We start from the raw sequence: 21,633 nt of genomic DNA, 5'->3' as shown, positions 1-21,633 counted from the left end.
GATGGTTCGTCAGGTTAGGCGCGCCGGCTCACCGACTGAAGACCTCGAACGCGACCGCCGGCTTCCCGCCGAACCTCGGCGCCAGGGACTGCGCGTTCCCCGTCAGGAACGTACGGCAGTACTTCTCGGGGTCCTCGTCGGTCAGCGCCTCGATGTACGTGCGGTGTTCGAGCAACGAGGCCACCGAGCGCTCCAGGCCCGCCGACGCGTCCGCCGCGTGCGTGGGCGTCGCGGAACCGGCGACGGCGACCCACCGCACGCCGTTCCAGGGCTCCAGGCCCTCCTCCTCGATCAGCTCCGGGAAGATCCAGCGGTTGCCCGCGTCCGCCGCCGCGTCCAGCGTGGCGCGGCCGACGGCCACGTGGTCGGGCGTGTTCCAGGCGACGCCGCCCCACGTGTCGCGGTGGTTGAGCGTGATGAGGAGCTCGGGGCGGTGCCTGCGGATGGCCGCGGCGATGTCGCGGCGCAGCGCCGTGCCGTACTCGACGACGCCGTCCCCGTGGTCGAGGAACTCCACCGCTTGCACGCCGACGACGGCCGCGCTCGCCCGCTGCTCCCGCTCGCGCAGCGGCCCGCACGTGGCGGGGTCGATCGTGTCGATGCCGGCCTCGCCGCGGGTCGCGAGGACATACGTGACCTCGCGGCCGCCGTCCGTCCAGCCGGCGATCGCCGCCGCGCAGCCGTACTCCAGGTCGTCCGGGTGGGCGACGACGGCGAGAGCCCGCCGCCAGTCCTCGGGCATGGGCGTGAGCTGGTCGGCGGCGGCTGAATTCTGCGGCTCGGTCATGCTTCGCAGCTTATCCCCGGGGTCTGACATCGACGTGGGCCGATGACCGCCGGCGTCCACCCCGCGGAGGTACACCCCTCGCGCCCCCCGCACGCCGTCGGAGCCGCTCGGAGCCGCCGTCCCCGGCACCGCTCAGACTTCACCCCTCGACAACGCCAGCAGGCGGTCCAGTACGCGCGGGCCGCCCACCCGCAGCCCGTCGTGCTCGAACTCGTCGGTGACCCAGGTGCGCAGGCCCCGGACGGCCCGCGCGGTGCGCAGCGAGTGCTGCGTGTCGACGTACATGTCGTCGTGGTACACCGCCGCGGCGGCCGGGACCTCGTTCGCGGCGAGGCGGCCCGTGTCGTACAGGCTCGGCCAGTCGGTGCGCTCGGCGAGCAGGTCGGCGGTCTCGCGCAGCGGGCGCAGCGCCGGGTCGCTGTCGAACATCCAGCGCTGCACCGCCTCGCCGGTGAAGAGCAGCGGCGCGTCGCCGGACAGCGTCTTCTCCCCGTCGAACTGAGGGAATTCGGCGCGCACCCGCTCGGCGGACCAGGCGGTGGGCCGCTCGTCCTGGCCGTAGATCGCCTCGTGCAGGACGGCGAAGAGGGGGTTGCCCGCGTACGAGAGAGCGGTGCGGACGTTCTCCCGGAAGGCGTCGGAGAGCGCGATCCCGGAAGGGGTGCGGACGAAGGCGTCCTCGATGAGGTAGTGCAGGCGGTGGCTGCCGTCGCCCATGCCGAGCAGGATGCCGAGGGACTGGAAGGCCGGGACGGTCAGTGTGTAGCCGCCGTCCAGGACCGGCTCGTGCTCGGCGAGGTACGCGGCGATGCGGCGGGCCCGCTCGACGTCCTGCGGGTAACGGGCGTAGTGCGCGGCGACCTTGCGCTCCATGCGCGGGTAGGCCGCGCGGTACACGTCGTCGGCGTGGCCGTCCAGGGTGGGCAGGCCGCCGGTGATGAGAGCGCCGGCCAGGCCCTCGGGCGCGGCGGACAGGTAGTGGGTGGCGCAGAAGCCGCCGAAGCTCTGGCCGAGGACGGTCCAGGGGGCGCCGCCGGTCACCTCGGGACGGATGGCCTCGCAGTCGCGGACGATGGAGTCGGCGCGGAAGTGGCCCAGGTAGTCGGCCTGCGCGCGGGGGCCGCCGCGCAGCGGGAGCGTCTGGCGGTTGGCGGGCGTGGAGCTGCCGGTGCCGCGCTGGTCGACGAGGAGGACACGGAAGTCCGCCAGGGCGCGGTCCAGCCAGGACTCGCTGCCGTTGAAGCGGGTCGCGCCGAAGCCGGGGCCGCCCTGGAGGTAGACCAGCCAGGGCCGGTCCGCGCCGCCTCGGGACGCGGAGACCGCCTCGCGGGCGAAGAGCTCGATCCGCTCCCCCGCCGGATCGTCGTGGTCGAGCGGCACGCTGAAGCGGCGGTCGGTGAGGACGACTCCCGGCTGGCGGTACGTGACGGTCAAGGCTGCTCCTGGACGCTGTGTCGGGCGTGTGTACGGATCTTCCCGCCCCAGTCCAGCACACTCGGCCCGCCGCCCGCCGCCGGGGCCGCCGACTCCCGGTCGACAGCCCCCATCGGCCAAGCCCGGCTCAGCGCGGCGCCAGGCTGGAACGCCGCACCACCAGTTCGGGCACGAGCACCACGCGCCGGTGCTCGTGGGCTTCGCCCTCGTGCGCCTCCGTCTCCTCGAGGAGGAGCTCTGCGGCCATCGCGCCCATGGTGATGGCGGGCTGGCGCACCGAGGTGAGCGGCACGGCGGCGGCCGCCGCGAACTCGATGTCGTCGTAGCCGACGATCGCCACCTCCTCGGGGACGCGCACCCCGGCCGCGTACATCGCCTGGAGCACCCCGAGCGCGAGCAGGTCGTTGGCGCAGAAGACGGCGGTGGGGCGCTCCGCGAGCCCCAGGACGCGGGCGCCCGCGTCGCGTCCCGCGGCGACGTCCAGGCGTTCGGTGGGCAGCTCGCGCAGCGCGGACGCCCCGAGGCCCGCCTCGGCGAGCGCATGGAGCGCGCCCTGGCGCCGGTCCGCGACCTGGTTGAGGCCGGGCGGTCCGCTGACGTAGGCGATGCTGCGGTGGCCCGCGTCGAGGAGGTGGCGGACGGCGAGCGCCCCGCCCATCACGTCGTCCACGGAGACAGAGCACTCCGTGGCGCCCTCGGCGACCCGGTCCACGAGGACGAACGGAATGCCGTGCCTGCGGAACGCCTCGATGTTCTCGCCGGTCGCGTCGGCGGGCGTCAGCAGGACGCCGTGCACCCGCTGCTCGGCGAAGAGCGAGAGGTAGTCGGCTTCTTCGGCGGGGCTCTGTCCGCTGTTGCACACCATGACGCGGAGCCCGGCCTGGGGGGGGGGGGGGGGGGGGGGGGGGGGGGGGGGGGGGGAGGAAGGGGGGGGGGGGGTTGGTTTTTTGTGGGTGTTTTTTTCTTTTGTTGACCCCCCGTGCTCGCACTCTGTTCTTTTTTGCTCTTCTCTGACCCCCCCCCCGCGACGTCCACGAAGAAGGGGTTGCCCATGTCCAGGACGAGCAGCGCCATGATGCGGCTGCGCCCCGCGCGCAGCTGGCGCGCCGACTCGCTGCGCACGTAGCCGAGCCGGTCTATGACCGAGCGCACCCGGTGACGGGTCTCTTCGGAGACCGTGTCCGGGCGGTTGATCACGTTCGACACGGTGCCCACCGAGACCCCGGCGTGCTTCGCCACGTCCTTGATGCCGACCACGTTCCAGGTGCTCCATCCTGCTGTGCGGCCGTCCCCGGCCGTGCGGACCAGCGTACTGAGCCTCTGGGGGCACAGGACTCAGAACCGGTACTGGTCGATGTTCTTCTTGTCGAACACCGTGGGCTCTCCCAGGTCGACCACCCCGTCGTCGCCGATGGTGAAGGTGCCGAGGTCGCCCGCCTCGAACGTCTCGCCCTTCTTGCCGGTGATCCGGCCGGAGGACAGCGCGACGGCGGTGTGCGCGGCGAGTGCGCCGAGCTTGGCGGGGTCCCAGAGCTCGAAGCCCTCGACCGTGCCGTTCTTCACGTACTTGCGCATGTCGTTGGGGGTGCCGAGGCCGGTCAGGAGGACCTTGCCCTTGTACTTGGAGCCCGACAGGTACTGGGCGGCCGCCTTGATCCCCACCGTGGTCGGCGAGATGATCCCGGCCAGCTTGGGGTGCTCCTGGAGGAGGCCCTGGGTCTGCTGGAAGGACTGTTGCGCGTCGTCGTTCCCGTAGGCGGTCTTCACGAGCTTCATGTTCTTGTACTTGGGCTTCTTCAGTTCGTCCTTCATGAAGCCGATCCAGGTGTTCTGGTTCGTCGCGGTCTGCGCGGCGGAGAGGATCGCGATCTCGCCCTGGTAGTCGAGCTGTTCGCCCATGAGCTGGACCTGGCTGCGGCCAAGGGCCTCGGCGCTCGCCTGGGAGACGAAGACGTGCCGGCAGGCGGCCTTGGTGTCCGAGTCGTAGGTGACGACCTTGACGCCGTTCTTCATGGCCTGCTTGAGCGCGGTGCACAGGGCACCCGGGTCCTGCGCGGACACGGCCATGGCGTCGACCTGCTGCTGGGTCAGCGTGTTGACGTAGCTCACCTGCCCGCTGGTGTCGGTGGCGCTGTTGGGGCCCGTCTCCTTGTACGTCGAGCCGAGCTCGCGCACGGCCTTCTCGCCGCCTTTGTCGGCGACGGTGAAGTAGGGGTTGTTGACCTGCTTGGGGAGGAAGGCGACGGTGAGGTCCTTCTTGATGGCGGCTTTCGGGTCGGCCTTCTCGTTCGTGGACTGGGCGCTGTCGTCGTCCTGTGCGGAGTTCTTGGTGGTGCCCCCGCAGGCGGCGGCGGTCAGGGCGAGGGAGGCGGCGGCGAGGACGGCGCAGAGACGGCGTGCGACAGGTGTGCGGAGCGCGGGCGTGGACATGGTGGTCCCTTTCGGATGCGGGGCGGTGGTGCGCGGGGTCAGGGGCTGGGCGTCGCGGAGCGGCGTCCCGCGCGCGCGGTGGTCATCTGGCGGGCCACGCGCGGTCCGAGCACGGACACCACGAGAAGCACGCCGGTGACGACGATCTGCGACTGCGCGGAGACGTTGAGCAGGCTCATCGCGTTCTGCAGCGCGCCGAGCAGGAACACGCCGGCGACCGCGCCGCCCAGGGTCCCCCTGCCGCCGTCGAAGTCGATGCCGCCGAGCAGGACGGCGGCCACGACGGAGAGTTCGAGGCCGGTGGCGTTGTCGTAGCGTGCGCTCGCGTAGTGCAGGGCCCAGAAGACGCCGGTGAGCGAGGCCATCAGGCCGGTGGCGACGAACAGCCACAGCTTGTGCCGCCGCACGCGCACCCCGGCGAACCGGGCGGCCTCCTCGTTGGCGCCGATCGCGAAGAGCGAGCGCCCGAAGGGGGTGGCGTGCAGGGCGACGACGGCCAGGGCGAGCAGCCCGAGGAAGGGCACGAACGCGTACGGGACGAAGGTGTCGCCGATGCGTCCCGCCGCGAAGTCGAGGTACTGGGTGGGGAAGTCGGTGACGGCATCCGACCCGAGGACGATCTGAGCGATGCCCCGGTAGGCCGCCATGGTGCCGATGGTGACGGCGAGGGAGGGCAGCCCGAGGCGGGTCACCAGGAGGCCATTGACCAGCCCGCAGAGGACGCCGAGGAGCAGGCAGAGCGGGATGATCGTCTCGATGGCCATGCCCGCGTTCCAGAGGGCTCCCATCACCGCTCCGGAGAGCCCGGCGGTGGAGGCCACGGACAGGTCGATCTCTCCGGAGACCACGAGCAGGGTCATGGGGAGGGCGATCAGCGCGATGGGCAGCGTGTTGCCGATGAGGAAGGAGAGGTTGAGGGCGTTCCCGAAGCCGTCGACGAAGCCGAAGGAGAGCAGCAGCAGGACCATCAGGAGGACGCCGACGACCGTGTCCCAGCGGACGGCACGCGTGAGCGGGGAGTCAGCCATGGCGGGTGTTCCTCTTCTTCAGGGCGCGGGCGACGCGCAGGGCGACGACCCGGTCGACGGCGATGGCGAGGACGAGGAGCATGCCGTTGATGGCGAGCACCCAGACGGAGCTGACGCCGAGGGCGGGCAGCACGCTGTTGATGGAGGTCAGCAGGAGCGCGCCGAGCGCCGCCCCGTAGACGCTGCCGGAGCCGCCGGTGAAGGCCACGCCGCCGACCACGACGGCGCTGACGACGGTGAGTTCGTAGCCGTTGCCCGTCGCGGAGTCGACGTTGCCGAAGCGGGCGAGGTAGAGGGCGCCGGCGAGCCCGGCGAGGGCGCCGCACACGGTGTACGCGCCGAGGATGCGCCTGCGGACGGGGATGCCGGCCAGGCGTGCGGCCTCCGGGTTGGAGCCGAGCGCGTACAGCTCGCGGCCGCCTCCGTAGTGCCGCAGGTAGTACGCGACGGTGACGAGGACGAGCAGGGCGATCAGCGCGAGCCAGGGCACGGCGGAGAGGCCGCCCGAGCCGAAGTCGACGTAGCCGCCGGGCAGGTCGGATGCGGTGATCTGCCGCGAGCCGACCCAGATCGAGTCGATGCCGCGGATGACGTAGAGCGTGCCGAGGGTCACAACGAGCGCGGGCACCTGGCCGAGGCTGACCAGCGCGCCGTTGAGGAGTCCGCAGCCGATGCCGAGGGCGACGGCGAGCAGGATCGCGGTGCCGGAGCTGCCGCCGCCCTGCAGGTGGTTGCCCGCGGCGAAGGCGCTGATGCCGAGCGTGGAGCCGACGGACAGGTCGACGTTGCGGGTGATCACGACCAGGGCCTGGCCGGTGGCGACGAGGACCAGGATGGTCGCGTTCAGGAGCAGGTCCTTGACGCCCTGCTCGGACAGGAACTCGCTGTTGCCCGCCTGCGTGAGGGCGATCATCACCAGGAAGACGAGGAGGATGGCGAGTTCGCGCATCTTGAAGACGCGGTCGACGAGGCGGGTGGCACCGGCCTTTCGCGGGTCGACGGGGGGTGCGGCGCTCTGGGTGGTCATGGTCATGCCGTCCTCCGAAATGTCGCGCTCATGCCGCCCTCCCGGTCGCCGCGGCCATCACGGACTCCTCCGTGGCCGCGGCGCGCGGGATCTCGGCGGCCAGCCGGCCCTCGTGCATGACGAGGACCCGGTCGGCCATGCCGAGGATCTCGGGCAGGTCGGAGGAGATCATCAGCACCGCCACGCCGTCCGCGGCGAGTTGTGAGAGCAGCCGGTGCACCTCGGCCTTGGTGCCGACGTCGATGCCGCGGGTCGGCTCGTCGACGATGAGGACGCGGGGCCCGGTGGCCAGCCACTTGGCCAGGACGACCTTCTGCTGGTTGCCGCCGGAGAGCGTGCCGACGGCGTCGGCGATCCGCGCGTACTTCACCTGGAGCCTGACCGCCCAGTCCAGGGCGCGGCTGCGTTCGGCGCCGCGGTCCATCAGCCCGGCGCGGACGGTGGTGCGCAGCCCGGTCAGACCGATGTTGCGCTCGATCGACATGTTCATCACCAGGCCCTGGGCGCGCCGGTCCTCGGGCACGAGGGCGAGTCCGGCGGCCATGGCGGTGCCGGGGGCGCCGTTGGTCAGGGTCCTGCCCTGGACCTCGACGGTCCCCGCGTCCCACCGGTCGACGCCGAACACGGCCCTGGCCACCTCGCTGCGGCCCGCCCCGACGAGTCCCGCGAGGCCGACGATCTCTCCGCACCTGACGTCGAACGACACGTCGGTGAAGACGCCTTCGCGGGTCAGCCGCCGCACGCTGAGCGCGATGTCACCGGCTTGCGTGGCCTGTTTCGGGTAGAGCTCGTCGAGGTCGCGGCCCACCATGCGGCGCACCAGGTCGTCCTCGGTCAGCCCGTGGAGGGGCTCGCTGGCGATCAGCGCGCCGTCTCGCAGGGTCGTGACGCGCTGGCACAGCGCGAAGATCTCCTCCAGGCGGTGGGAGATGAACAGCACCGCGGCGCCCTGTTCGCGCAGGGTGCGGACGACCTTGAAGAGGCGGGCCACTTCGCTGCCGGTGAGCGCGGCGGTCGGTTCGTCCATGATGAGGACGCGGGCGTCGAAGGAGAGCGCCTTGGCGATCTCGACGATCTGCTGGTCGGCGATGGAGAGGCCGCGTGCGGGCTGTTCGGGGTCCAGGTCCACGGCGAGGCGCGCGAAGAGCGCACGGGCCGCCGAGGTCACGGCCTTGTGGTCGACCCGGCCCAGCGAGCGGCGGGGCCTGCGTCCCATGAAGATGTTCTCGGCGACGGACAGGTCGGGAAAGAGCGTCGGCTCCTGGTAGATGACGGCGACACCCGCGTCGCGGGCCGCGGCGGGGCCGTGGAAGACGACCGGTTCGCCGTCGAGCGAGAGGCCTCCGGCATCCGGCCGGTGCACGCCTGCGAGGGTTTTGATGAGGGTGGACTTCCCGGCGCCGTTCTCGCCCGCCAGGGCGTGCGCCTCTCCGGCGTGGAGCTCCAGGGAGACGTCCTGGAGGGCGCGTACGGCACCGAATGACTTGCTCAGGCCGTGCACGGCAAGGACGGGGGGCTCTCTCATGGGGAACACCGATCGGTGGTGAGGGATCAAGGACGTGAAAGGTTTCAACCAAGTGGCAGGGAAGCTAGACCTGCGTCAACTCCGCCGTCAATGGGGAGGACTTGAGAATCCTGTAATTCCATGGATTTACGGGGGTTACAAGCGCGAGCCCTTGACAGCCGGAACCCCGCTCCCTAACTTCGCCGCTCGTGAAACGATTCATCCCCGAGTCGTGACGGAGCTCCGTTGTGATCAGCAGAAGACGACTGCTCGGCACCACCGGCACCATCGCCCTGGGCGCGGGCGTCGCGGGTACGGCACCCGCGGCCGCCGCCGCACCGGGCCGCGGCACCACCCCCGGATCCCTCCGCGTCACCGGCCCCACCGCCGAGTACGCGCGACACCCCCTGGGCCTCGACACCCCACACCCCCGGCTGAGTTGGCCGCTGGCCTCCGACGCGCCCGACCAGGCCCAGAGCGCCTACCGGATCCGGGTCGCCTCCAGCCCCGACCGCCTCGACGACCCCGACGTGTGGGACAGCGGCAAGGTGGCATCCACCGCCTCGGTCCTCGTCCCGTACGACGGTCCCGAACTGGCCTCGCGCACCCGCTACTTCTGGTCGGTCCGCGTCTGGGACGCCGCGGGGCGCCCCTCCGCCTGGAGCGAGACCTCCTGGTGGGAGACCGGCCTCACCAAGGCGTCCGACTGGTCGGCGCGCTGGATCGGCGCGCCCGACGCGCTCATCGGTACCCCCGCGCTGGACGACGCCTCCTGGATCTGGTTCCCGGAGGGGGATCCGGCGAGCAGCGCACCGGCCGCCACCCGGTGGTTCCGCGGCCGTCTCGACGTCCCTGAAGGGGTGACACGGGCCCGTCTGGTCCTGACCGCCGATGACGGCTTCACCGGGTACGTGAACGGCACGCGCGTGGCGCACACCGAGGCCGACAGCGCCGCCGACAACTGGCGCCGCCCCGTGCTCGTCGACGTCACCGAACACCTGCGCCCCGGCGCCGCGGTCCTCGCCGTTTCCGCGACCAACGCCGTGGCGGGTCCCGCGGGCCTGCTCGGCCTCCTGGAGCTGACCACCGCCGACGGCGTGCGTACGGTCGTCACCGACACCGCGTGGAAGACCACCGACAAGGAACCCTCCGGCGACTGGCAGGCGCCGGGCCACGACGACGGCTCCTGGTCCGCGGCGAAGGCCGTCGCCGCGTGGGGCGCGGGCCCCTGGGGCAAGGTCGTGCCCGCCCACGCCCCCGCCGCGCAGCTGCGCCACGAGTTCCGCCTGGGACGCCGCAACGTCGCGCGGGCCCGGCTGTACGCGAGCGCTCTCGGTCTCTACGAGGCACACCTCAACGGTGAGCGCGTGGGCGAGGACCGCCTCGCGCCGGGCTGGACGGACTACCGCAAGCGCGTCCAGTACCAGGCCTACGACGTGACCGAGCTCGTCGGCTCCGGGACGAACGCGCTCGGCGTGACGCTCGCGGCCGGCTGGTACGCGGGAAACATCGGCTGGTTCGGCCCCCACCAGTACGGCGAACAGCCCGCCGTCCTCGCCCAGCTGGAGGTCACGTACACCGACGGATCGACCGAGCGCGTGCTGTCCGGCACCGAGTGGCGTGCCGCCCTCGGCCCGGTCACCGGCGCGGACCTGATGTCCGGCGAGGAGTACGACGCCCGCCGGGAGACCCCGGGATGGACCCGCGCCGGATTCGACGACTCCCAGTGGGTCGCCGCCGACGCCGTGGACAAGGTGACGGCGAAACTCGTCGCCGAAGTCGACAGCCCCACGCGCGTGGAGCGGCGGATCTCCGCCCGGAGGATGACCGAGCCGAAGCCAGGCGTGTTCGTCTACGACCTCGGCCAGAACATGGTCGGCGTCGTCCGGCTCACCGTCTCCGGCACAGCGGGCACCACCGTCCGGCTGCGGCACGCGGAGGTCCTGAACCCCGACGGCACGATCTACACCACCAACCTCCGCACGGCCCGCGCCACCGACACGTACACCCTCAAGGGCGGCGGCAAGGAGACGTACGAGCCGCGCTTCACCTTCCACGGGTTCCGCTACGTCGAGGTCACCGGGTATCCCGGCAAGCCGCCGCTGGACGCGGTCGTCGGGCAGGTGCTGCACACCTCGGCGCCGTTCACCATGGAGTTCAGGACGAACGTCCCGATGCTCAACCAGCTGCACGGCAACATCACCTGGGGCCAGCGCGGCAACTTCGTCTCCGTCCCCACCGACACCCCCGCGCGCGACGAGCGGCTCGGCTGGACCGGCGACATCAACGTCTTCGCGCCGACCGCCGCCTACACCATGGAGTCGGCCCGCTTCCTCACGAAGTGGCTCGACGACCTGCGCGACGGACAGGCGGACGACGGCGCCTTCACCGATGTCGCCCCGTTCGTCGGCCCGGTCGGCAAGGGCGTCGCCGGCTGGGGCGACGCGGGGGTCACCGTCCCGTGGGCGCTGTACGAGGCCTACGGAGACACCCGCGTACTGGAGCGGGCCTGGGAGTCGATGCTCACGTGGCTCGACTACCTGGAGAAGCACAGCACCGGCTACCTGCGCCCCGCCGAGGGCTACGGGGACTGGCTCAACGTCCAGGACGAGACTCCCAAGGACGTCATCGGGACGGCGTACTTCGCGCACAGCGCGGCCCTCGTCGCGAAGACCGCCGAGGCACTGGGCAAGGACCCCGCGCCCTACACGACGCTCTTCAGGAGCGTGCGGGACGCCTTCCGCGCCGCGTACGTCACGAGCGGCGGCCGCGTGAAGGGCGACACGCAGACCGCCTACGTCCTGGCGCTGTCCATGGACCTGCTCGACACCGCCGACCGCGGCCCTGCCGCCGACCGCCTGGTCGACCTCATCAAGTCCAAGCAGTGGCACCTGTCCACGGGCTTCCTCGGCACACCGCGCCTGCTGCCCGTGCTCACCGCGACCGGCCACACCGATGTCGCCTACCGCCTGCTCGTCCAGCGCTCCTTCCCCAGCTGGGGTTATCAGATCGACCGCGGCGCCACCACGATGTGGGAGCGCTGGGACTCCATCAAGCCGGACGGCTCCTTCCAGGACGCCGGCATGAACTCCTTCAACCACTACGCGTACGGCTCCGTGGGCGAGTGGATGTACGCGAACATCGCGGGCATCGCCCCGGCCGAACCGGGCTTCCGCAAGGTGCTGGTCCGGCCGCGCCCCGGCGGCGGGGTGACCGAGGCGGAGGGCCGCTTCGACTCGGTCCGCGGCACCGTCACGACCCGCTGGAAGGCGGCTTCGGACGGGTTCCGTCTCACGCTCACGCTGCCCGCCCACACCACGGCCGAGGTGTGGATCCCCGCCGGCAAGGCCTCTCAGGTGGCGCACGGCTCGGCGAAGTTCCTGCGGATGGACGACGGCTGTGCCGTCTTCGCCGCCGCATCCGGCACCACCCATTTCTCCAACTGACCCACCTCGAACCATCTTTCGGAAGGGCTGCGCGATGACCGCCGGAACCAGTAAGGACGCCGTGAAAGCGGCACTCACCACCCAGGCCCTGGAGACACCGTCCTGGGCGTACGGCAACTCCGGCACGCGCTTCAAGGTCTTCGCGCAGCCAGGCGTCCCGCGCACGACCCGCGAGAAGCTGGACGACGCGGCCCGCGTGCACGCCCACACGGGCGTCGCGCCGACCGTGGCCCTGCACATCCCGTGGGACCGCGTCGACGACTACGGCGCGCTCAAGGACCACGCGGAGGAACGCGGCCTGCGCCTCGGCGCCATCAACTCCAACGTCTTCCAGGACGACGACTACCGGCTCGGCTCGGTCACCAACCCCGACCCGGCCGTCCGGCGCAAGGCCGTCGGCCACCTCCTGGAATGCGTCGACATCATGGACGCGACCGGCTCGAAGGACCTCAAGCTCTGGTTCTCGGACGGCACGAACTACCCCGGCCAGGACGACCTGCGCGACCGCCAGGACCGCCTGTCCGAAGCCCTGCGCACGGTCTACGACCGGCTCGGCGACGACCAGCGGATGCTCCTGGAGTACAAACTGTTCGAGCCGGCCTTCTACGCCACGGACGTCCCCGACTGGGGCACCGCGTACGCACACTGCCTCAAGCTGGGCCCCAAGGCGCAGGTCGTCGTCGACACCGGCCACCACGCACCGGGCACCAACATCGAGTTCATCGTGGCGGCCCTGCTGCGCGAGGGCAGGCTCGGCGGCTTCGACTTCAACTCGCGGTTCTACGCGGACGACGACCTGATGGTCGGCGCGGCAGACCCCTTCCAGCTCTTCAGGATCATGTACGAAGTGGTGCGCGGCGGCGGCTTCGCGCCCGGGGCCGGGGTCGCCTTCATGCTCGACCAGTGCCACAACATCGAGGCGAAGATCCCGGCGATCATCCGCTCGGTGATGAACGTCCAGGAGGCCACCGCGAAGGCCCTGCTCGTGGACGCCGCCGCACTGTCCGAGGCCCAGCGCGGGGGCGACGTGCTCTCGGCCAACGGTGTGCTGATGGACGCCTACAACACCGACGTACGTCCCCTACTGGCAGAAGTCAGGGAGGACTTGGGGCTCGCCCCTGATCCGCTCGGGGCCTACGACCGGTCAGGATGGCACCAGCGGATCATCGAGGAACGCGTCGGCGGCGAGCAGGCCGGATGGGGGGCATGAGCGGCATGGAGCAGGCACAGCGACAGCACGAGCGTGTCACCGAACTCCTCGACCGGGCCCATGCCTTGGGCGCGGACCCCCGCAACACGAACTACGCGGGGGGCAACGCCTCGGCGAAGGGCTCCGCGCCCGACCCGGTGACCGGAGACTCCGTCGACCTCATGTGGGTCAAGGGCTCCGGCGGCGACCTCGGCACCCTGCGCGAGTCGGGTCTGGCGGTGCTGCGCCTGGACCGGCTGCGCGCGCTGACCCAGGTGTACGAGGGCGTGGCACAGGAGGACGAGATGGTCGCCGCCTTCGACTACTGCCTGCACGGCAAGGGCGGTGCCGCGCCGTCCATCGACACCGCGATGCACGGCCTGGTGGACGCGGCGCACGTCGACCATCTGCACCCCGACTCCGGCATCGCGCTCGCCTGCGCCGCCGACGGCGAGAAGCTGACCGCCGAGTGCTTCGGCGACACGGTGGCGTGGGTGCCGTGGCGCCGCCCCGGCTTCCGGCTCGGCCTGGACATCGCGGCGGTGCGGGCGGCGCGCCCGGACGCGATCGGCTGCATCTTGGGCGGGCACGGCATCACCGCGTGGGGCCGGACGTCCGAGGAGTGCGCGAACAACTCCCTGCACATGATCCGCGCCGCGGAGCGGTTCCTCGCCGAGCGCGGCAGGGCGGAGCCGTTCGGCGCGGAGCTGGCCGGGTTCGGCCCGCTGCCCACCGCCGAGCGCCGTGCGCGGGCGGCCGACCTGGCCCCCGTGATCCGGGGCCTGGCCTCCCAGGACCACCCGCAGGTGGGCCACTTCACTGACACCGCACCGGTCCTGGACTTCCTCGCGCGCGCCGAGCACACCCGCCTGGCCGCGCTCGGCACCTCCTGCCCGGACCACTTCCTGCGCACCAAGGTCAGGCCGCTGGTCCTCGACCTGCCGCCGACGGCACCCGTGTACGAGGCGGTCGCCCGCCTGAGGGAACTCCACACCGAGTACCGGAAGCAGTACGCCGCCTACTACGCGCGCCACGCCGAGCCCGGCTCGCCCGCGATGCGCGGCGCGGATCCGGCGATCGTGCTGGTGCCCGGCGTCGGCATGTTCTCCTTCGGCAGGGACAAGCAGACGGCGCGCGTGGCAGGGGAGTTCTACGTCAACGCGATCAACGTGATGCGGGGCGCCGAGGCCGTCTCGACGTACGCGCCGATCGAGGAGTCCGAGAAGTTCCGCATCGAGTACTGGGAGCTGGAGGAGGCCAAGCTGCGCCGGATGCCGCCGGCCAAGCCCCTCGCGACCCGCGTGGCCCTGGTGACGGGGGCGGGCAGCGGCATCGGCAAGGCCGTCGCGCACCGCCTCGCCGCCGAGGGCGCGTGTGTCGTCGTCGCGGACATCGACGCGGCGAACGCGGCGGCCGTGGCCGACGAACTGGGCGGCCCGGACCGGGCGGTCGCCGTGACCGTCGACGTCACCAGCGAGGAGCAAATCGCCGCGGCGTTCGACGCGGCAACCCTGGCCTTCGGCGGCGTGGACCTGGTCGTCAACAACGCCGGGCTCTCGCTCTCCAAGCCGCTCCTGGAGACGACGGCCGGCGACTGGGACATCCAGCACTCCGTGATGGCACGCGGCTCCTTCCTGGTCTCCCGCGAGGCGGCGCGGGTGATGAAGGCGCACGGCCTCGGCGGCGACATCGTCTACATCGCCTCCAAGAACGCGGTGTTCGCCGGCCCGAACAACGTGGCCTACGCCGCGGCCAAGGCCGACCAGGCGCACCAAGTGCGGCTGCTCGCCGCGGAGCTGGGCGAGGACGGCATCCGCGTCAACGGGGTGAACCCGGACGGCGTCGTGCGCGGCTCGGGCATCTTCGCGGGCGGCTGGGGCGCGCGGCGCGCGGCGGTCTACGGAGTGCCCGAGGAGAAGCTCGGCGAGTTCTACGCCCAGCGCACCCTCCTCAAGCGCGAGGTCCTCCCGGAGCACGTGGCGAACGCGGTGTTCGTCCTGACGGGCGGGGACCTCTCGCACACGACGGGGCTGCACATACCGGTCGACGCGGGGGTGGCGGCGGCGTTCCTGCGCTGAAGTGCGGGCGTCGCGGAGGCTCCCCGGCACGACGTACCGGGGAGCCTCCCGCAACGCCCCACGCCCGCGTACGCTGCATCCATCCGATGACCGACTAGGAGGAATGCGCGATGCGTGTCGCCCTGTTCCTGACCTGTGTCAACGACACGCTGTATCCGGAAACGGGCCGATCGGTGGTGAAACTGCTGACCAGACTGGGAGTTGACGTCGACTTCCCGATGGCACAGACGTGCTGCGGGCAGGCGCACTACAACACCGGCTACCGTCATCAGGCCGAGCCGCTCGCCCGGCATTTCTCCGATGTCTTCGGGTCGGATGCGTACGACGCGATCGTGACGCCCTCCGGGTCGTGCGGGGCGATGGTGCGCGAGCTGTATCCACGCATGGGCGAGCGGGCCCAGGCCGAGGGCCGCGGCGACGCCCTCGCGCGCACGCTCGCGCCGGTGGTGCCGAAGACCTACGAGCTCACGGAGTTCCTGGTGGACGTCCTCGGCGTCACGGACGTCGGCGCCCACTACCCGCACAAGGTCACCTATCACCCGACCTGCCACGGCCTGCGCAGCCTCGGTCTGGGCGAGCGGCCCGAGCGGCTGCTGCGGGCGGTCAAGGGACTGGAGCTGGTGGAGCTGCCCGGTGCCGAGGAGTGCTGCGGCTTCGGCGGTACCTTCGCCGTGAAGAACTCCGATGTCTCGGCGGCCATGGGGGCCGACAAGGTGCGGCACGCCGAGTCGACCGGAGCCGACGTGCTGTGCGCCGCGGACAACTCCTGTCTGATGCACATCGGCGGCACGATGACCCGCCTGCGCACGGCCGTGCGTCCCGTCCACATCGCCGAGATCCTGGCGAGCACGGAAGAGGAGCCCCTGTCATGAGCGGCGGCACATTCGTCGGCATGCCCGCCTTTCCCGCCGCGGCACGCGAGGCGGTCGGCGACAGGACCCTGCGCGCCAACCTCCGGCACGCGACGCACACCATCCGCGACAAGCGGGCCCGAGCGGTGGCCGAGCTGTCCGACTGGGACCGGCTGCGCGAGGCGGGCAAGCAGATCAAGGACCGCACGCTGCGCCGTCTCGACGACTATCTGGTGCAGTTGGAGGAGTCGGTCGTCCGGGCCGGCGGGACCGTGCACTGGGCGGCCGACGCCGACGAGGCGAACCGGATCGTCACGGAGCTGGTGCGGGCCACGGGTGAGCGGGAGGTCGTCAAGGCCAAGTCGATGGCCACCCAGGAGATCGGCCTCAACGAAGCGCTGGAGGCCGAAGGCATCCACGCCTACGAGACCGATCTCGCCGAGCTCATCGTGCAGCTCGGCAGGGACCGTCCCTCGCACATCCTCGTCCCGGCGATCCACCGCAACCGCGGCGAGATCCGTGACATCTTCCGCAAGGAGATGGCCGGATGGGGCCGCCCGGCCCCCGAAGGCCTGACCGACACCCCCGCCGAGCTCGCCGAGGCGGCACGGCTGCACCTGCGGGAGAAGTTCCTGCGCGCCAAGGTCGGCATCTCCGGGGCGAACTTCATGGTCGCCGAGACGGGCACCCTCGTCGTCGTCGAGTCGGAGGGCAACGGCCGGATGTGCCTGACCCTCCCCGAGACGCTCATCTCCGTCGTCGGCATCGAGAAGACCGTGCCGACCTGGCGCGACCTCGAAGTCTTCCTGCAGACGCTCCCGCGCTCCTCGACGGCCGAGCGCATGAACCCGTACACGTCGATGTGGACCGGCACCTCCGAGCAGGACGGCCCGGGCACCTTCCACCTGGTCCTCCTGGACAACGGCCGGACCGACACCCTCGCCGACGAGGTGGGCCGCCAGGCCCTGCGCTGCATCCGCTGCTCGGCGTGCCTCAACGTGTGCCCGGTGTACGAGCGGGCCGGCGGACATGCGTACGGCTCGGTCTATCCGGGGCCGATCGGTGCCATCCTCAGCCCGCAGCTGCGGGGTACGGCGAGCGAGATCGACGCCTCGCTCCCCTACGCCTCCTCCCTCTGCGGCGCCTGCTACGAGGTGTGTCCGGTCGCCATCGACATCCCCGAGGTCCTGGTGCACCTGCGGGAGCGGATCGTGCAGGGCGGCGAGGTGACACGGCGCGGCGTGAAGGTGACGCTGAAGCCCGCCAGGGGGCACGCGGCGGAGCGGGCCGCGATGCGGGCGGCGGGGCTCGCGTTCGCCCGCCCCGGGGCGTTGCGCGCGGGCCAGCGCCTCGCCTCGCGCACCCGGCGGCTCCATCCGCGCACGCTCCCGGGGCCGGGGCGGGCCTGGAGCGCCACCCGGGATCTGCCGAAGGTCCCCGCGGAGCCGTTCCGCGACTGGTGGCAGCGCACGCACGGCGGCACGACCGAGGGGAACGACACGTGAGCAGCAGGGAACGGATCCTGGGCCGGGTACGGCGGGCACTCGCCGACGTGCCGCGGGAAGAACGCGACCGCGAAGACCCGGTGGACCGTGGATACGCGCGCGAGCACGGCGACCGCACGGCCGCGCAGACCGTCGACCTGCTCGCGGAGAACCTCGCGGACTACCGCGCTCTCGTCCACCGCTGCGCGTACGAGGCGCTCCCCGGGCTCCTGGCGCGGCTGCTGGCCGAGCGCGGCGCGCGGACCGTACTCGTGCCACCGGGGCTGCCGCCCCACTGGCTCGAGGCCGCCGACGCGACCCGCGTCCAGGACCGGGCCGCGAGCACTCCGCACGAACTGGACGAGGTCGACAGCGTCGTCACCGGCTGCGCGGTCGCCGTCGCCGAGACGGGCACGCTCGTCCTGGACGGCTCTTCCGACCAGGGCCGCCGCCGCATCACCCTCGTCCCCGACCACCACATCTGTGTCGTACGGGTCCCCGGCCAGATCGTCGCCTCCGTCCCCCTGGCCCTCGAACGGCTCGATCCGGCCCGACCGCTCACCTGGATCTCGGGACCGTCCGCGACCAGCGACATCGAACTGGACCGGGTCGAGGGAGTGCACGGTCCGCGCACTCTGGAGGTGGTGCTGGTGAGCGGTGAGTGACGGGCGCGGCTAGCGTGAGGGCATGATCCGGTTCGAGCAGGTGACCAAGCGCTACCCGGACGGCACGACGGCCGTGGACGACCTCTCCTTCGAGGTCGGCGAGGGCGAACTGGTCACGCTCGTCGGCCCCTCCGGCTGCGGCAAGACCACGACGATGATGATGGTCAACCGGCTCATCGAGCCGACGTCCGGCCGCATCTTCGTGAACGACGAGAACATCGCCGACGTCGATCCGGTGCGCCTGCGCCGCCGCATCGGCTACGTCATCCAGCAGGTCGGCCTCTTCCCGCACCGCACGATCCTCGACAACACGGCGACGGTCCCCGCGCTCATCGGCTGGAAGAAGGCGAAGGCACGGGCCCGGGCGGCGGAGCTGCTCGACCTGGTCGGCCTGGACCCGAAGACGTACGGCTCCCGCTATCCCGAACAGCTGTCGGGCGGTCAGCGTCAGCGCGTGGGGGTCGCCAGGGCGCTGGCGGCCGACCCGCCGGTGCTCCTGATGGACGAACCGTTCGGCGCCGTCGACCCGGTGGTGCGCGAACAGCTGCAGGACGAGTTCCTGCGGATGCAGGCGGCCGTCCGCAAGACCGTCCTGCTCGTCACCCACGACATCGAGGAGGCGGTCCGCCTCGGCGACCGCATCGCGGTGTACGGGCAGGGGCGCATCGAGCAGTTCGACACGCCGGGCGCGGTGCTCGGGGCGCCCGAGACCCCGTACGTCGCCGAGTTCGTGGGCGCCGACCGCGGCCTCAAGCGTCTGTCGGTCACCGAGATCCAGTCGGACGACCTGGAGGCGCCGCCGATCGCCCGTCTGGACGAGCCCGCAGCGCAGGCCGCGGCCCGGATGCGCGAGGAGGGGGCGCGGTGGGCCGTCGTCCTGGACACGGGTGGCGATCTGCACGGCTGGGTCGGCCTCGACGAGGTCGCGCTCGCCGGGGCGGGCGGTACGGTCGGCGATCTGGCGCACCGTATGAACTCCTGGGTGCCGATCGGCGCGCCGCTCAAGCAGGCCTTCGGCGTCATGCTGCAGCACGACGCGGGCTGGGTCGCGGTCCTGGACGGGGCGCGCTTCCTCGGCGTCCTGACACCGGCGAAGCTGCACGAGGCGCTGCGGCGGTCGGTGGACGCGGATGCGCAGGGGGTGGGGCGGGATGAGGTGGAGTTCGACTCGGTCGCCGATGCGTGAGCGCTCCGCTGGGTTGGGCGGATTCTTCTGCGGGTGCGCTGTAGCTATTCGCGCCGTTCCCCGCGCCCCTCGGGGCAGGCTCGGGCGGGCATGAGGCTACGGGTGCGGCTGCGGGTGCGGGTGCGTTGTGGGTATTGCGCCGTTCCCCGCGCCCCTCGGGGTGGGCCGGCGGCTCTGCGGCGTTGCTACAGCAAGCCCTTGTTCTCCAGGTAGGTGCGGGCCACGTCTTGGGGGAGGCGGCGCCAGCTGTCCACCTGCTCGTTCATGGAGGCCAGGTCTTCCGTCGTCAGGACCGGGTTGAGGCGGGCCAGCGCCGTGGCCACGCCCTTGCTGCCCGCTCGGGAGCGATTGACCACGGGGACGAGGTAGTCGGCGTTCTGCAGGTGTTTGTCGTCCTTGAGGAGCACCAGGCCGAAGTCGTCGAGGGTCGCGTCCGTCGACGTGGTGAGGACCATCTGGTCCTGCCCGCCCTGGACGGCCTTCTTGGCCTGGGTGGTGCCCACGCCCTTGGGGTCGACGCCGGTCAGGTCGATGCCGTAGACCTTCTTCAGGCCAGGCGCGCAGTAGGGGCGCTGCACGCATTCGTCGCCCGCGGCGAGCCGCACCTTCAGGCCGGACTTGCCGAGGTCGCTGAGGGTTTTCAGCCGGTGCTGACGGGCGTACGACGCGGCGACGGCGAAGGCGTTCTGGTCGACGGCCTTGCCGGGGTCCAGGACGCTGAGGCCGCGCGGGGCGGCCAGGCGGCGCAGGGCCTTCATGGTCTTGTCCAGGTCGGGAGAGCCGACGGGAGGCGCGTCGGCACCGTTCTTCTTGGCGTTGAGCCAGTCCGCGAAGGTCGCCGCGTACTCGGGGACCACGTCGATCTGGCCGGACTCCAGGGCGGGTTCGTAGAGCTCTCGGTTGGCCACGGAGAGGATGCGCGTGCTGTAGCCGGCCTTTTCCAGGAGCAGCGCGTACATCTGGGCGAGCAGGTCGGACTCGGTGAAGCCCGCGGAGCCGACGACGAGGTGCTTGCTGTCGCCAGGGGGCGCGGTGACCTCGCCCTGGTTCTCCAGCGAGGGCCCGGTCGCGCAGCCGCTGACGAGTGCGAGGAGGAGGGTCACGGCGGACCCGGTACGGCGCTTCATCCGGCACTCCCCCGTCCCCGTGTCCACCCCGGCGCGAGCCGCTCGGCGACCTCGAACAGGCCCTCGACGAGCAGTGCGAACGCGGCCACGAGCACGGCGCCCGCCACGACCTGCGGGGTGCTCGCCAGGTTGAAGCCGGCCGTGATGATCCGGCCGAGCCCGCCGCCGCCCGCGAGTGCCGCGATGGTGGCGGTGGCGACGAGCTGCACGGCGGCGATGCGGATACCGCTGAGCACCAGCGGCAGCGCGAGCGGCAGTTCGACCCGCCAGAGCATCTGCCGCCCGGTCATCCCCATGCCGCGCGCCGCCTGGACGACGCTGCGGTCGACGCCGCGCATCCCGACGTACGCGTTGGTCAGCAGCGGTGGCACGGCGAACAGCACCAGGGCGACCACGGTCGGGCCCTCGCCCCACGAGCCGAGCGGGGTGAGGAGCAGCAGGACGAGGACGGCGAAGGTCGGTACCGCGCGGCCGACGTTGGAGATGTTCACGGCGAGCGCGCCGCCCTTGCCGAGGTGGCCTAGGACGAGGGCGATTGGCAGGGCGATGAGGCAGCTGAGCAGCAGGCAGACCACGGTGAGGACGAGGTGCTGGGTGAGCCGGTGCCAGATGCCGTCGTCGCCGGCCCAGTGCGCGGAGTCGGTGAGCCACGCCCAGGCGTCGCCGAGTGTCTTCATGAGCGCACCGCTCTCGTCCAGGGCGTCAGGACGCGCTGCACGCCGAGCAGCAGCAGGTCGGCGGCGATGGCGATGACGACGCACAGCACGGACGCGGTGAGCACCTGCGCCTTGAAGTACGTGTTCATGCCCGTGTAGATGAGGTTGCCGAGTCCGCCGAAGCCGACGATCGCGCCGATGGTGACGAGCGAGACCGCGGAGACCGTGGCGATGCGGAGTCCGGCCATCGCGGCGGGCAGTGCGAGCGGGAGTTCGACGGTGAGCAGGAGCCGGATGGGTCCGTACCCCATGCCGCGGGCCGCCTGGCGGGTGTCCTCGGGGACGGCGCGCAGCCCCGCGAGGATGTTCCGCACGAGCAGCGTGAGCGAGTAGAGGACGAGGCCCGCGACGACGAGCGAGGCGGAGAGCCCGTACACCGGGAGCAGCAGCGAGAACATCGCCAGCGAGGGGATCGTGTACAGCACGGTGGTGAGCGCGAGGACGGGGCCCGCGGCCCACCCCCAGCGGCGGGCGACGACGGCCAGCGGCACCGCGAGGACGAGCGCGATCAGCACGGAGACGACGGTCAGCTGCAGATGCTGGACGACCGCGTCGAGCAGGATCTGGCGGCGGGTGCTCAGATACTCACCGCAGATCCACTCGTTGCGCGCGAGGCAGTCGTCGGGAGGCGCGGTCACCCGTTCATTCAAGGCGCAGATGCCGGGCGACGGCGCGTTCTGG

The 21,633-nt window shown here is 71.7% G+C and carries 16 protein-coding genes and 2 pseudogenes; 7 read left to right on the top strand and 11 right to left on the bottom strand.

Features of this window, described 5'->3' with window-relative positions; translation table 11 throughout:
* Window positions 1-28: 28 nt before the first annotated feature.
* The 8 genes and pseudogenes from ACZ592_RS01850 to ACZ592_RS01815 all read right to left on the bottom strand — a co-directional run bounded on the left by ACZ592_RS01850 (window position 29) and on the right by ACZ592_RS01815 (window position 8,231).
* Window positions 29-787, bottom strand: coding sequence for a PIG-L deacetylase family protein (locus ACZ592_RS01850; RefSeq protein ID WP_471579503.1), 759 nt, complete (start codon window positions 785-787; stop codon window positions 29-31).
* A gap of 132 nt (window positions 788-919) precedes the next feature.
* Window positions 920-2,221, bottom strand: coding sequence for an alpha/beta fold hydrolase (locus tag ACZ592_RS01845; protein ID WP_471579502.1), 1,302 nt, complete (start codon window positions 2,219-2,221; stop codon window positions 920-922).
* Window positions 2,222-2,348: 127 nt separating this feature from the next.
* Window positions 2,349-3,104: pseudogene (locus ACZ592_RS01840) on the bottom strand (substrate-binding domain-containing protein); the annotation flags it as partial.
* 117 nt (window positions 3,105-3,221) lie between these two features.
* Window positions 3,222-3,478: pseudogene (locus ACZ592_RS01835) on the bottom strand (LacI family DNA-binding transcriptional regulator); the annotation flags it as partial.
* A gap of 78 nt (window positions 3,479-3,556) precedes the next feature.
* Window positions 3,557-4,651, bottom strand: a complete 1,095-nt coding sequence (gene rhaS, locus ACZ592_RS01830; protein ID WP_471579501.1) for a rhamnose ABC transporter substrate-binding protein — start codon at window positions 4,649-4,651, stop codon at window positions 3,557-3,559.
* A gap of 38 nt (window positions 4,652-4,689) precedes the next feature.
* Window positions 4,690-5,679 carry an ABC transporter permease gene (locus ACZ592_RS01825; RefSeq protein ID WP_471579500.1) on the bottom strand — a complete coding sequence of 330 codons (990 nt, stop codon included), beginning with the start codon at window positions 5,677-5,679 and terminating at the stop codon, window positions 4,690-4,692.
* Entirely contained in the window at window positions 5,672-6,712 is a 1,041-nt protein-coding gene (locus ACZ592_RS01820; RefSeq protein ID WP_471579499.1) for an ABC transporter permease, read from the bottom strand. The genes ACZ592_RS01825 and ACZ592_RS01820 overlap by 8 nt, the downstream gene beginning before the upstream one ends.
* Before the next feature lie 22 nt (window positions 6,713-6,734).
* Window positions 6,735-8,231 (bottom strand): sugar ABC transporter ATP-binding protein, encoded by a 1,497-nt coding sequence (locus ACZ592_RS01815; protein WP_471579498.1) that lies wholly within the window; start codon window positions 8,229-8,231, stop codon window positions 6,735-6,737.
* A gap of 227 nt (window positions 8,232-8,458) precedes the next feature.
* On the opposite strand from ACZ592_RS01815, the gene ACZ592_RS01810 reads away from it, so the two are divergent.
* The 7 genes from ACZ592_RS01810 (at window position 8,459) to ACZ592_RS01780 (ending at window position 19,109) form a co-directional block, all read left to right on the top strand.
* Complete coding sequence (locus ACZ592_RS01810; RefSeq protein ID WP_471579497.1) at window positions 8,459-11,656, top strand: alpha-L-rhamnosidase; 3,198 nt, start codon at window positions 8,459-8,461, stop codon at window positions 11,654-11,656.
* Window positions 11,657-11,690: 34 nt separating this feature from the next.
* Entirely contained in the window at window positions 11,691-12,866 is a 1,176-nt protein-coding gene (gene rhaI, locus ACZ592_RS01805; protein ID WP_471579496.1) for an L-rhamnose isomerase, read from the top strand.
* A complete protein-coding gene (locus tag ACZ592_RS01800; RefSeq protein WP_471579495.1) occupies window positions 12,854-14,923 on the top strand; it encodes a bifunctional aldolase/short-chain dehydrogenase in 2,070 nt (689 codons plus the stop codon). The genes rhaI and ACZ592_RS01800 overlap by 13 nt, the downstream gene beginning before the upstream one ends.
* Before the next feature lie 110 nt (window positions 14,924-15,033).
* On the top strand, window positions 15,034-15,795 hold the full coding sequence (locus ACZ592_RS01795) for a (Fe-S)-binding protein (protein ID WP_471579494.1): 762 nt from the start codon (window positions 15,034-15,036) through the stop codon (window positions 15,793-15,795).
* A complete protein-coding gene (locus tag ACZ592_RS01790) occupies window positions 15,792-17,279 on the top strand; it encodes a LutB/LldF family L-lactate oxidation iron-sulfur protein (RefSeq protein WP_471579493.1) in 1,488 nt (495 codons plus the stop codon). The genes ACZ592_RS01795 and ACZ592_RS01790 overlap by 4 nt, the downstream gene beginning before the upstream one ends.
* A complete protein-coding gene (locus tag ACZ592_RS01785) occupies window positions 17,276-17,923 on the top strand; it encodes a LutC/YkgG family protein (RefSeq protein WP_471579492.1) in 648 nt (215 codons plus the stop codon). The genes ACZ592_RS01790 and ACZ592_RS01785 overlap by 4 nt, the downstream gene beginning before the upstream one ends.
* 22 nt (window positions 17,924-17,945) lie before the next feature.
* On the top strand, window positions 17,946-19,109 hold the full coding sequence (locus tag ACZ592_RS01780) for an ABC transporter ATP-binding protein (protein WP_471579491.1): 1,164 nt from the start codon (window positions 17,946-17,948) through the stop codon (window positions 19,107-19,109).
* 185 nt (window positions 19,110-19,294) lie between these two features.
* Here the strand turns inward: ACZ592_RS01780 and ACZ592_RS01775 are convergent, their stop codons facing one another.
* From ACZ592_RS01775 to ACZ592_RS01765, 3 genes are read right to left on the bottom strand one after another with little or no spacing between them, the layout of a single operon-like run.
* On the bottom strand, window positions 19,295-20,236 hold the full coding sequence (locus ACZ592_RS01775) for an ABC transporter substrate-binding protein (RefSeq protein ID WP_471579490.1): 942 nt from the start codon (window positions 20,234-20,236) through the stop codon (window positions 19,295-19,297).
* A complete protein-coding gene (locus tag ACZ592_RS01770) occupies window positions 20,233-20,913 on the bottom strand; it encodes an ABC transporter permease (RefSeq protein ID WP_471579489.1) in 681 nt (226 codons plus the stop codon). Before ACZ592_RS01770 ends, ACZ592_RS01775 begins: the two co-directional genes overlap by 4 nt.
* Complete coding sequence (locus tag ACZ592_RS01765; RefSeq protein WP_471579488.1) at window positions 20,910-21,590, bottom strand: ABC transporter permease; 681 nt, start codon at window positions 21,588-21,590, stop codon at window positions 20,910-20,912. Before ACZ592_RS01765 ends, ACZ592_RS01770 begins: the two co-directional genes overlap by 4 nt.
* Between the last annotated feature and the right edge of the window lie 43 nt (window positions 21,591-21,633).

It is taken from the genome of Streptomyces sp. NPDC040622, from assembly GCF_055593965.1.
Note: the sequence above shows the minus strand (reverse complement) of the source record. Positions and strands in the feature narration are given on the sequence as shown.

Coding starts and splice junctions, on each gene's coding strand:
- ACZ592_RS01775 (WP_471579490.1), bottom strand. CDS start 20,236: ATGAAGCGCCGTACCGGGTCCGCCGTGACCCTCCTCCTCGCACTCGTC.
- ACZ592_RS01800 (WP_471579495.1), top strand. CDS start 12,854: ATGGGGGGCATGAGCGGCATGGAGCAGGCACAGCGACAGCACGAGCGT.
- ACZ592_RS01825 (WP_471579500.1), bottom strand. CDS start 5,679: ATGGCTGACTCCCCGCTCACGCGTGCCGTCCGCTGGGACACGGTCGTC.
- ACZ592_RS01820 (WP_471579499.1), bottom strand. CDS start 6,712: ATGACCATGACCACCCAGAGCGCCGCACCCCCCGTCGACCCGCGAAAG.
- rhaS (WP_471579501.1), bottom strand. CDS start 4,651: ATGTCCACGCCCGCGCTCCGCACACCTGTCGCACGCCGTCTCTGCGCC.
- ACZ592_RS01790 (WP_471579493.1), top strand. CDS start 15,792: ATGAGCGGCGGCACATTCGTCGGCATGCCCGCCTTTCCCGCCGCGGCA.
- ACZ592_RS01770 (WP_471579489.1), bottom strand. CDS start 20,913: ATGAAGACACTCGGCGACGCCTGGGCGTGGCTCACCGACTCCGCGCAC.
- ACZ592_RS01780 (WP_471579491.1), top strand. CDS start 17,946: ATGATCCGGTTCGAGCAGGTGACCAAGCGCTACCCGGACGGCACGACG.
- rhaI (WP_471579496.1), top strand. CDS start 11,691: ATGACCGCCGGAACCAGTAAGGACGCCGTGAAAGCGGCACTCACCACC.
- ACZ592_RS01815 (WP_471579498.1), bottom strand. CDS start 8,231: ATGAGAGAGCCCCCCGTCCTTGCCGTGCACGGCCTGAGCAAGTCATTC.
- ACZ592_RS01795 (WP_471579494.1), top strand. CDS start 15,034: ATGCGTGTCGCCCTGTTCCTGACCTGTGTCAACGACACGCTGTATCCG.
- ACZ592_RS01850 (WP_471579503.1), bottom strand. CDS start 787: ATGACCGAGCCGCAGAATTCAGCCGCCGCCGACCAGCTCACGCCCATG.